Annotated in this window: 6 protein-coding genes and 4 pseudogenes; all 10 read right to left on the minus strand. The window is 71.5% G+C overall.

The genetic code is table 11. From position 1 onward, the window contains the following. A partial coding sequence (locus tag AC2W7J_RS09755; RefSeq protein ID WP_485982232.1) for an FAD-binding oxidoreductase occupies positions 1-853 on the minus strand: 853 nt, incomplete at its 3' end. Between the two features lie 54 nt (positions 854-907). After that, positions 908-2,886, minus strand: a pseudogene (locus AC2W7J_RS09760) (TIGR03960 family B12-binding radical SAM protein). Between the two features lie 74 nt (positions 2,887-2,960). After that, the gene (locus AC2W7J_RS09765; RefSeq protein ID WP_485982233.1) at positions 2,961-4,817 is read right to left on the minus strand and encodes an AMP-dependent synthetase/ligase; all 1,857 of its coding nucleotides are present in this window, start codon (positions 4,815-4,817) and stop codon (positions 2,961-2,963) included. A gap of 135 nt (positions 4,818-4,952) precedes the next feature. After that, positions 4,953-5,435: a DUF4442 domain-containing protein gene (locus AC2W7J_RS09770; protein WP_255185859.1), complete on the minus strand. Its 483-nt coding sequence runs from the start codon at positions 5,433-5,435 to the stop codon at positions 4,953-4,955. Positions 5,436-5,445: 10 nt separating this feature from the next. Then, positions 5,446-6,602, minus strand: a pseudogene (locus tag AC2W7J_RS09775) (FtsW/RodA/SpoVE family cell cycle protein). 8 nt (positions 6,603-6,610) lie between these two features. Further along, entirely contained in the window at positions 6,611-7,561 is a 951-nt protein-coding gene (locus AC2W7J_RS09780) for a bifunctional riboflavin kinase/FAD synthetase (protein WP_485982234.1), read from the minus strand. A gap of 11 nt (positions 7,562-7,572) precedes the next feature. Then, positions 7,573-8,493, minus strand: a complete 921-nt coding sequence (truB, locus tag AC2W7J_RS09785; RefSeq protein WP_485982235.1) for a tRNA pseudouridine(55) synthase TruB — start codon at positions 8,491-8,493, stop codon at positions 7,573-7,575. Next, positions 8,490-8,935 (minus strand): annotated as a pseudogene (rbfA, locus tag AC2W7J_RS09790) (30S ribosome-binding factor RbfA). Before rbfA ends, truB begins: the two are co-directional and overlap by 4 nt. Before the next feature lie 98 nt (positions 8,936-9,033). Further along, positions 9,034-9,495, minus strand: a complete 462-nt coding sequence (locus tag AC2W7J_RS09795; RefSeq protein WP_427802588.1) for a DUF4190 domain-containing protein — start codon at positions 9,493-9,495, stop codon at positions 9,034-9,036. Positions 9,496-9,645: 150 nt separating this feature from the next. Further along, positions 9,646-11,646, minus strand: a pseudogene (gene infB, locus AC2W7J_RS09800) (translation initiation factor IF-2); the annotation flags it as partial.

An 11,646-nucleotide genomic window follows, 5' to 3' on the forward strand; every position in this document is an offset into this window, starting at 1 on the left:
GCCGGCGGCGTAGATCGTCGGGGAAGCCCAGGACCGCCAGGCAGGTGGCCGCCGGGTCGGTGACCAGCCGCACCCGCGCCTGCGTGACGACGGCGAGGGTGCCCTCGGAGCCGACGAGCATGCGGCCGATGTCGCGGCCGCGCTCGGGGGCGAGGTGCTCGAGGGCATAGCCCGAGACCTGCCGGCCGAAGCGGCCGAACTCCGTGCGGATCGTGCCGAGGTGGTCGTCGGCCAGCTGTGTCAGGCGGGCGACGAGGGCGTCGTCCCCGGTGAGCGAAGGGGGTCCCCCCGCCACTCCCGTCGTCGCGGACAGGGCCGTGCCCGCCGCGGTCAGCAGCTCCATGCCGACGACGTTGTCGCTCGTGCGGCCGTAGCCCAGGGCGCGGTTGCCGCAGGCGTTGTTGCCGATCATGCCGCCGACGGTGCAGCGGCTGTGGCTGCTCGGGTCGGGGCCGAAGCGCAGCCCGATCTCGCGGGCTCGGGCCTGCAGCGTCGCGTGCACCGTGCCCGCCTCGACGAGGGCGGTCGCGCTGTCGCGGTCGACCTCGAGGACCCGGCCGAGGTGGCGGGCGGTGTCGATGACGATGCCCGGGCCGACGGCATTGCCCGCGCACGAGGTGCCGGCCCCTCGCGTGGTCACCGGGACGCCGAGCTCACGCGCGACCGCGAGGGTCGCGGCGATCTCGTCGGTGTGCCGCGGGAAGACGACCGCCCGCGGGGGCACCCGGTAGATGCCCGCGTCGGTGGCGTACATGCCGATCGTCAGGGCGTCGGTGCGGGCGTCGGCGACGCCCTCGCGCCGCAGCGCCTCGGTGAGCACGGTCGGCGTCGCGGTCGTCGGCGTCGCAGTCATGTCGGGCATTCTCCCCCTTCGTCCGTCGTCGGGGTCGAGGGGCCCGCAGGGCGGTCAGGAGGGGCGGACCATCTCCTGCTTGCCCGCCCCGAGGACGGTGAGCGGCAGCAGCGTCTTGCCCGTGGGGCCGATCTCGATGTCGGTGCCCATCTGGGGGCAGACGCCGCAGTCGAAGCACGGGGTCCAGCGGCAGTCGTCGACCTCGGTCTCGTCGACGGCGTCGAGCCAGTCCTGCCACAGCCACTCCTTGTCGAGGCCGGAGTCGATGTGGTCCCAGGGCAGGACCTCCGACTCCTCACGCTCGCGGTTGGTGTACCAGGCGACGTCGACGCCGGTGCCCTCGAGAGCGGTCTCGGCGGCCGACATCCAGCGGTCGTAGGAGAAGTGCTCGCTCCAGCCGTCGAAGCGACCGCCGTCGCGCCACACCTGCTCGATGACCCGGCCGACGCGGCGGTCACCGCGCGAGAGCAGGCCCTCGACGATGCCCGGCTTGCCGTCGTGGTAGCGGAAGCCGATGGACCGGCCGTAGCGCTTGTCGGCGCGGATCGCGTCGCGCAGCTTGTGCAGCCGCTCGTCGGTCTCCTCGGCGCCGAGCTGCGCGGCCCACTGGAAGGGGGTGTGCGGCTTGGGCACGAAGCCACCGATGGAGACGGTGCAGCGGATGTCGTTGTGCCCGGCGACCTGGCGACCGGTCTCGATGACGCGCTTGGCGACCTCGGCGATCTGGAGGACGTCCTCGTCGGTCTCGGTCGGCAGGCCGCACATGAAGTAGAGCTTCACCTGGCGCCAGCCGGCGCCGTAGGCCGCGGAGACCGTCTTGATGAGGTCGTCCTCGGTGACCATCTTGTTGATGACCTTGCGGATGCGCTCGGAGCCGCCCTCGGGGGCGAAGGTCAGGCCGGACCGGCGACCGTTGCGGGTCAGCTCGTTGGCCAGGTCGATGTTGAAGGCGTCGACGCGGGTGCTCGGCAGCGACAGGCCGGTGTTGGTGCCCTCGTAGCGGTCGGCCAGGCCCTTGGCGATGTCACCGATCTCGGTGTGGTCGGCGCTCGAGAGCGAGAGCAGGCCGACCTCCTCGAAGCCGGTGGCCTCGAGGCCCCGCTCGACCATCTCGCCGATGCCGGTGATCGAGCGCTCGCGCACCGGGCGGGTGATCATGCCGGCCTGGCAGAAGCGGCAGCCGCGGGTGCAGCCGCGGAAGATCTCGACGCTCATCCGCTCGTGCACCGACTCGGCGAGCGGCACGAGCGGCTGCTTCGGGTAGGGCCAGGCGTCGAGGTCCATGACGGTGTGCTTGTCGACCCGCCACGGCACGCCGGTCTCGCTCGGCACGACGCGCTGGATGCGCCCGTCGGGCAGGTAGTCGACGTCGTAGAAGGCGGGGACGTAGACGCCGCCGGTCGCGGCGAGGCGACGCAGCACCTCGACCCGGCGCCCGGCGCCTGGGACTTCCACTCGCCGATGATGTCGGTGGCGGTGAGCACCGCCTCCTCGCCGTCGCCCACGATCGCGGCGTCGATGAAGTCGGCGACCGGCTCGGGGTTGAAGGACGCGTGCCCGCCCATGACGACGATCGGGTGCTCGTCGCCGCGGTCGGCCGCGTGGAGCGGGATGCCCGCGAGGTCGAGGGCGGTGAGCATGTTGGTGTAGCCCAGCTCGGTGGAGAAGCTCAGCCCGAAGACGTCGAAGTCGCCGATCGCGCGGTGCCCGTCGACGGTGAACTGCGGCAGCCCGTGCTCGCGCAGCAGGGCCTCCATGTCGGGCCACACCGCATAGCTGCGCTCGGCGAGCGCGTCGGGGCGCTCGTTGAGGACCTCGTAGAGGATCATGACGCCCTGGTTGGGCACGCCGACCTCGTAGGCGTCGGGGTACATCAGGGCCCAGCGGACCGTGAGGTCCTGCCCGTCGGGGCCGTGACCACCGACGTGCCAGTCCTTGACCGTGGAGTTCAGCTCGCCCCCGACGTACTGGATGGGCTTGCTGACCTGCTCGAGCAGGGGCTCCAGGGCAGGGAAGATCGACTCACCGGACATACCCCAAGGGTAGGTCCGGTCCGCGGCTGTCCCAAACGCCATGGACCGGACCTCCCTCCGGACGACGCGACCACTCAGCTCGGGTAGAGCTCCTCGATGTCGGCCTTGAACTTCTCGGCGACGACCTTGCGGCGCAGCTTCAGGCTCGGCGTCAGCTCGCCGTCCTCGACCGTGAGGTCACGACCGAGGATGTGGAACTTCTTGATCTGCTCGTGCCGGTTGAGGCCCGCGTTGAGCTCGTCGACGTAGGACTGGACCATGTCGCGGGCCTGCATCGAGGAGACGATCTCGGTGTAGCTCGCGCCCTCGAGGCCGTTGGCCTGGGCCCACGGCTGGATCGCCTCCTCGTCGAGGGTGACCAGGGCCGAGACGAACTGCCGGTTCTCGCCGTGGACGAGCAGCTGGCCGACGTAGGGGCACAGGCCCTTGAAGGTCGACTCGATGAGCGAGGGCGCGACGTACTTGCCGTTGCTCGTCTTGAAGAGGTCCTTTTTGCGGTCGGTGATCTTGACGAAGCCGTCGGCGTCGATCTCGCCGATGTCGCCGGTGTGGAACCACCCGTCGTCCGTGAGCACCTCGGCGGTCGCGTCGGGGTTGTCGTGGTAGCCCTGCATGACGTGCTCGCCGCGCACGAGGATCTCGCCGTCCTCGGCGACCTTCATCTCCGTCTGCACGTTGGGCCAGCCGACGGTCCCCACACGAAGGGCGTAGGGCCGGTTGACCGTCGCCGCCGCCGAGGTCTCGGTGAGGCCGTAGCCCTCGAGGATCGGCAGGCCGGCGCCGTTGAACCAGTGGGCGATGTCGGTGTTGAGCGCCGCCGAGCCGGAGATGAAGAAGCGCACCCGACCGCCGAAGCGCTCGCGCACCTTGCTCAGGACGAGCTTGTCGGCGACCTTGTGCTTGAGGCCGAGCGCGACGCCCGGGGAGCGGCCCTCGGACATCGCCTGGGAGTAGGCGCGGGCGGTCTCGGACGCGAAGTCGAAGATCTTCGCCTTGGCACCGCCCTCCTCCTGCATCGACAGGGAGAGCTTGCCGTAGACCTTTTCGAAGATCCGCGGCGCCGCGGCCATGAAGGTCGGGCGCACCTCGCCGAGGTTGTCGACGATCTTGTCGATCCGGCCGTCCACCGCCGTCTGCATGCCGACGTCGGTGCTGATGAGCAGCAGCACCTTGGCGAAGACGTGCGACAGCGGCAGCCACAGGTAGTGCACGTCGTCGGCGGTGAGCATCCCCGTCGAGCGGATCGCCGCGCCCTGGTAGGTCCACGTCCGGTGCAGCAGGCGCACGCCCTTGGGCCGGCCGGTCGTGCCCGAGGTGTAGATGATCGTCGCGAGCGACTCGGGACCCGTGCCGTCGATGCGGGTGTCGACGACGCCCGGCTCGGAGGCGAGCAGGGCGGCACCGCGCTCCTCGAGGTCCTCGAAAGAGATGACCCAGTCGTCGAGGTCGACGCCCTCGGTGTCGACCGCGACGACGGTCATGACGTCGGGGATCGCGTCGCGGACCTCGCGCAGCTTGGCGACCTGCTCGGCGTCCTCGGCGACGACGACGCGGGAGCCGGAGTTGGCGATGATGAAGGCGACGTCGTCGCTGATCGACGTCGGGTAGATCGTCGTCGTCGCAGCGCCCGCGGCCATGATCGCGTAGTCCGCGAGCACCCACTCGATGCGGGTGCTCGAGGCGAGCGAGACCCGGTCCTCCGGCTGGATGCCGAGGTCGACGAGGCCCGCGGCGAGCGCCCACACCCGCTCCCCCAGCTGGGCCCACGTCAGCTCCCCCCAGGCGATGCCCGAGGGGAAGGAGTAGGCGGTGGTGTCGGGTGTGGCGGCGATGCGGTCACGCAGAAGGTGACCGACGGAGGGGGCGCGGTGGGTGAAGACGCTGGCGTCGAAGACCTCGTCGGACGCGCGCGAGGGGATGGGGTCAGGCACGGGAAGTCCACTCCTTCGTGGGCTGCGGGTGGTGCGCGCATCTTCTCCCACGAGGGCGGGCGGTGTCACTGCCCTGTCCGGACAGTGACCGATTGGTAACCAACGGCCCGGCGCGGCGGCCCGGCCGGGGGGCACTCAGGCCGGCTTGCGCCGCACGTAGAGCTGCTTGCGATAGCGGGCGACGAGGGTTCCGTCGGGCGCGACGACGTCGTTGTCGCACCACACGAGGTGCTTGGAGCCGTCGGCGGTCGCCGCCCGGATCCCGTCGAGGAGCTCGTCGGTGAGCCGGATGCTCGTGCTCACGTCGGTGCGGCCGGGGCTGACGAAGTCGATCTCGCCCGCCTTGTCCCACACGATGTAGTCCCCACCGAGGTTGCGCAGGGCGCCGAGCATCCACCACGGGTCGCACATCGCGAAGAGCGATCCCCCGAACTGCGTGCCGACGTAGTTGCGGCTCCACGGGCGCATCCGCAGCGAGACGTCGAACTCGCGGAAGTCGGGCGAGATGCGGTCGACGTTGACGCTCGCCGCGAGGAAGGGCGGCCACAGGTTGAGCCCGCGGCGCAGGGCGGTGGCGCCGAGGTCCTTGGACAGGGTCTGGAAGGTCGGGATCTGCACGGCGACATCGTCACCCGCGCGGTCGCGCCGGTCCACGACCTGTGGCGGACCTCTCCTCCCGGGTCACGGCGACGACGAGGCCGATCGCCGCCCAGCAGGCGAACATCGACGACCCGCCGTAGGAGAGGAAGGGCAGCGGCAGGCCGGTCACCGGGAGCAGGCCGAGGTTCATCCCGATGTTCTCCACCGACTGGACGGCGAACCAGCTCGCGACCCCCCAGCACACGAGCCGGACGAAGGGGTCGTCGCTGCGCGTGCCCGCCAGGGCGATGCGGGCGACGACGAGCCCCAGGAGGCAGACGACGAAGGCCGCACCGACGAAGCCGAGCTCCTCCCCCGCGACCGAGAAGACGAAGTCGGTCTCCTGGAAGGGGATGGCGCCCGAGCTCGTCAGGTCGCCGGCGTGCAGTCCCTGCCCGCCCCAGCCACCTCCGGCGATCGCCCGTCGTACCTGCTGGGTCTGGTAGCCGATGCCGAGCGGGTCGGTGCTCGGGTCGAGGAAGGCGGTGAGCCGGTCACGCTGGTAGGCGCTGAGCAGGGGCGTCGTGAAGGCCGCGGTCACCGCCGCGACGCCGGCGAGCAGCACCCCGGCGAGCCAGGGCCAGGAGGCGCCGGAGACGACGAGCACGCCGAGCGCGAGGCGACGAGCACGAGCGCCGAGCCGAGGTCGGGCTGGGCCATGACGAGCAGCACGGGTACGGCCGTGACGAGCCCGGCGAGCAGGACCTCGCGGGGCCGTGGCCGGTCACGGCGCTCCGCCGCGGGCGCGAGCAGCATCGGCAGGGCGACGCACAGGCCGACCTTGGCCATCTCGCTCGGCTGGATCGAGAAGCCCCCGGGCACCTGGATCCACGACCGCGAGCCGTTGATCTCGGAGCCGAGCGGGGTGAGCACGAGGGCGAGACCGATGATCCCCGCGAGGTAGACGAAGGGGGCCAGCGCCCGCAGCGCCGCCCGGTCCAGCCGGACGACGGCCAGGGCGATGAGCAGCCCGATGGCGAGGTTGAGCAGGTGCCGCACGAGATAGGCGGAGCCGGCGTCGGCCCGGGTGGCGGAGTGGACGAGCACGGCGCCCAGGCCCGAGGCGATGAGCGCCGCGGCGAGCAGGACGAGGTCGGAGCGCAGCAGCTGCCGCGCGAGCCGACCACGCCGACCTGGCTCGGGCACGGCCGGCGTCAGAGGTCGAGCAGGTCGCGGGTGCGCTCGACGTCGCGCGCCATGGCCACGAGCAGCTCGTCGATGGACTCGAAGCGCAGCGTCGGGCGCACGTGGCCGACGAAGTCGACGGCCACCCGCTCGCCGTAGAGGTCGAGGTCGGTGCGGTCGAGGACGTAGGACTCGACGACGCGGACCTGCCCGTCGAAGGTCGGGTTGGTCCCCACCGAGATGGCGGCCGGCAGGCGACGCTCCGGGTCGCCCTCCGGCCGGTCGAGGCGGATGAGCCAGCCGGCGTAGACGCCGTCGGCCGGGACGAGCCCGAGGCTGTCGGCGCCGAGGTTGGCGGTCGGGTAGCCGAGCTCGCGCCCGCGGTGGTGGCCGTGGACGACGGTGCCGACGACGCGGTGCGGACGGCCGAGGATGGCGGCGGCCTCGGCGGTCTCGCCGGCGGCGAGGTGGGCGCGCACGGCCGAGGAGGACCAGCGCTCGGTCTCGCCCTGGTCCTCGATGACGACGACGTCGAAGCCGTGCTCCTCGCCCAGGCGACGCAGCAGCTCGACGTCACCGGTGTAGCCGGCGCCGAAGCCCTTGGTGTCGGCCCCGACGACGAGGCACTGCGCCTGCAGCCCGGTGACGAAGGTGTCGACGACGTAGTCGACGGCGCTCGTCTGCGCGAACTCCATGGTGAAGGGCAGCGACAGCAGCCCGTCGACCCCGGCCTGCTCGAGCAGCTCGTCGCGCAGCGGGCCGGGCGAGATGATCTCGGGCGCGCGCTCCGGGTGCATGACCTCGACCGGGTGGGGGTCGAAGGTCACCGCGACGGCGGGCAGGTCACGCTCGCGCGCCTGCCGGCTGAGCTCGTCGAGGATCGCACGGTGGCCGCGGTGCACCCCGTCGAAGTTGCCGAAGGTCGCCACGCACGGCCGCAGCTGCGGCGGGGTGTCGCTCGGGGCTGTCCAGTGCTGCACGAGAGGACACTCTACGAACTGGCGGGGGCGAAGACGACGTGGGCTCGCGCGCGGGCGCGGCTCTCGTCGAGCACGGCGACGAGCTCGCCCTCCGGCGACAGGGCGGCGACCGGCTCGGTGCGGCCGGGCTCGGCGCTCTCGACGCGCTGCCCGTAGCCGAGGGCGCGGGCCTCGTCGGCCGTGAGCTCACGGGTGACGAGAGCCGCCCGGGCCGCGTCGGCGAGCGGGGTGAGCGGCAGCTGTGCGTCCTCTCCCCCGCTCTCGCGCAGGGCGGTGAGCTCGTCGAGGGTGTGGGCGTGCTCGAGCGTCAGCCCGCCCACGCGGGTGCGGCGCAGCGCGGTGAGGTGGCCGTGGGTCCCCAGGTCGGCCCCGAGGTCGCGGGCGAGTGCGCGCACATAGGTCCCGGACGAGACCTCGACGACGACGTCGACGTCGAGCACCGGGTGGCCGTCGGCATCAGCGGGGCGCACGTCGAGCACGTCGAATCGGGAGACCGTGACCGGCCGCGCCGGCAGGTCGACCTCCTCGCCGGCACGCACGCGGGCGTAGGAGCGCTCGCCCTTGACCTTGATCGCGCTCACCGCGCTCGGCACCTGCTGGATGTCACCGGTGAGCCGCCCCATGGCCGCGTCGAGCGCGGCCCGGTCGACCCCGGCCACCTCGCCGACGCTCGTGATCTCCCCTTCGGCATCGTCGGTGATCGTCGCCTGACCGAGGCGGATCGTCGCGGTGTACTCCTTGTCCGCGCCGACGAGGAAGGTGAGCAGCTTGGTCCCCCGCCCGACACCGAGGACGAGGACGCCGGTGGCCATCGGGTCGAGGGTGCCGGCGTGGCCGACCTTGCGGGTGCGATAGAGCCGCCGGCTGCGGGCGACGACGTCGTGGCTGGACCAGTCGGCCGGCTTGTCGACGACGACGAGACCGTCGCTCACGCCGGGGAGGTCCCCTCGTCGTCGGCGTCCTTGGTCCGGTAGGGGTCGGCCTCACCGGCGGGCCGGGCGTCGCTGCGCGAGCGGGCGAGGTCCTCGTCGCGCTCGCGCGCCGAGCGCAGCAGGTCGTCGATGTGGGACGCATTCTCGGGCAGCGCGTCGGGGATGATCTCGAGGTCGGGGTGAGCCGGATCCCGAGCTGCTTGCCGACGAAGGAGCGCAGCTTGCCGCGGTTGGCCTCGAGGACCTCGGCGCTGCGCTCGCGCTGCGCGTCGTCGCCGAAGACGGTGTAGAAGACCGAGGCGTGCTGCAGGTCGCCGGTCACCCGCACGTCCGTGATCGTCACGAAGCCCAGGTCGGGGTCCTTGACGACCTGCTGCAGGTTGGCCGCGATGAGCTCCTGGATGCGGTCGGCGATCTTGCGGGCGCGGGCCGGGTCGGCCATGGCACACCTCCGTGAGGGGCTGGGTGGGGACGGTCCCACCGTATGCGACGCGCGACGCCCCCGGCACCATCGTGCCGGGGGCGTCGCGCGGGTGTCGATCAGAAGTCGCTGTAGTACTCGAAGCTCGAGTCGACGACGCCGGTGGCGATGAGGATCCAGTAGATGATCCCGATGACGATGCCGGCGATGCCGAGGCCGATGCCGACCTGCGCCAGCGTCTTCTTCTGGCCGGTCTTGTCGTACTCCTTCATGCCGAAGAAGCCGAGGACGACCGCGGCAATCGAGAAGATGAACCAGGTGCAGCAGCACAGGCCGAGGACACCGGTGACGACCGAGATGATCGACAGGATCTGGCCGTTGTTGCTGCCGCCCTGCTGCGGGAGGCCACCGCCGGGCGGCGGCGCCTGCGGCGGCATGCCGGAGCCGTACTGCTGGCCCTGGCCGTAGGCCGGCGGCTGCTGGGAGCCGTAGGCGGGCGGCTGGCCGGGCGTCGAGCCCTGGCCGGTCGGGTCGTAGGGCTGGTTGCCTCCGCTGCCGGGCGGAGGAGGAGGCGTGCTCATTGAGGCTCCCCTGAAGTCGTGGGTGTGGTCACCCCAACCCTAGTGGGCATCGGGCCGGCACGGCGGGAGCGACGGCCCCGGGCGCGGCGAAGGGGGGTGGGCAGCTCGCGCTGCCCACCCCCCCTTCGACCCGTCGTGCGTCCGACGAGATCAGTCGCGCGGCTTCTCGCGCATCTCGTAGGTGGTGATGAGGTCACCCTCCTGCACGTCGTTGAAGCTGCCGAGGTTGATACCGCACTCGAAGCCCTCGCGGACCTCGGTGACGTCGTCCTTGAAGCGACGCAGACCGGTGAGCTCGAGGCCCTCGGTGAGCACCACGCCGTTGCGCGTGATGCGCGCCTTGGAGCCGCGCTTGATCTCGCCGCTGCGGACGATCGAACCGGCGATGTTGCCGAACTTGCTCGAGCGGAAGACCTCGCGGATCTCCGCCGAGCCGAGCTCGACCTCCTCGTACTCCGGCTTGAGCATGCCCTTGAGCGCCTGCTCGATCTCCTCGATGGCCTGGTAGATCACGCCGTAGTAGCGGATCTCGACGCCCTCGCGCTCGGCAACCTCGGCGTTCTGGCCCTCGGCGCGGACGTTGAAGCCGATGATGATCGCGTCCGAGGCCATGGCGAGGTTGATGTTGTTGAGCGTGATCGCGCCGACGCCGCGGTCGATGATCCGCAGGTCGACGTCGTCGCCGACGTCGATCTGCAGCAGGGCGTCCTCCAGGGCCTCGACCGACCCCGACACGTCACCCTTGAGGATGAGGTTGAGGGTGTCGATCTTGCCCGCCGCGATGACCTGGTCGAGGTCCTCGAGGCTGATCCGCTTGCGCGCCTTGGCCAGGCTGGCCTGACGGTCGGCCGCCTCACGCTTCTCGGCGATCTGGCGCGCGGTCCGGTCGTCGGGGGCGACGACGAAGGTGTCGCCGGCCCGCGGGACCGAGGAGAGACCGAGCACCTGGACCGGACGGGAGGGGCCCGCCTCGTCGACGTTGTTGCCGTGCTCGTCGAGCATGGCGCGCACGCGACCGAAGGCCGAGCCGGTGACGATCGCGTCACCGACGTGCAGCGTGCCGGACTGGACGAGGACGGTCGCGGTCGCACCACGGCCCTTGTCGAGGTTGGCCTCGATCGCGACACCCCGGGCGTCCCGGTCGGGGTTGGCCCGCAGGTCGAGCGCCGCGTCCGCGGTGAGCAGGACGGCCTCGAGCAGGGTGTCGATGTTCTGACCCTGCTTGGCGGAGACGTCGACGAACATCGTGTCGCCGCCGTACTCCTCGGCCACGAGGTTGTACTCGGTGAGCTGACCACGGATCTTCGCCGGGTCGGCGCCCTCGACGTCGATCTTGTTGACCGCGACGACGATCGGCACGTCCGCAGCCTGGGCGTGGTTGAGCGCCTCGATGGTCTGCGGCATGACGCCGTCGTCGGCCGCGACCACGAGGATCGCGATGTCGGTGACCTTGGCACCACGGGCACGCATGGCCGTGAAGGCCTCGTGACCGGGGGTGTCGATGAAGGTCAGCGGGCGGTCCGCACCCTCGTGCTCGGTGTGGATCTGGTAGGCGCCGATGTGCTGGGTGATGCCACCGGCCTCGCCCGAGCCCACGTCGGCGTTGCGGATCGCGTCGAGCAGACGCGTCTTGCCGTGGTCGACGTGACCCATGACGGTGACGACCGGCGGACGGGCCGCCAGGTCCTCCTCGTCCTCGGCGTCGACCCCGATCTCGAGGTTGATGTCGAAGGAGTCGAAGAGCTCGCGCTCCTCCTCCTCGGGCGAGACGATCTGGATGTCGTAGCCGAGCTCGGCGCCGAGGAGCTGGAAGGTCTCCTCGTCGAGCGACTGCGTGGCCGTGGCCATCTCACCGAGGTTGAAGAGCACGGTGACGAGCGACGCGGGGTTGGCGTTGATCTTGTCCGCGAAGTCGGTCATCGAGGCGCCCTGGCGCACGCGCACCACGGTCGAGCCGTCGCCACGGGGGACGATGACACCGCCGATCGACGGCGCCTGCATCTGCTCGAACTCGGCCCGCTTCGCGCGCTTGCTCTTGCGCTGCTTGCGCTTGCCGCCACCGCGACCGAAGGCACCCTGGGTGCCGCCACGGCCGCCCGGGACCACCGCGGTAGCCACCGCCACCGGGGCCACCGCCCGGACGGGCACCGG

It is taken from the genome of Janibacter sp. CFPM2_SD2 (assembly GCF_057364645.1).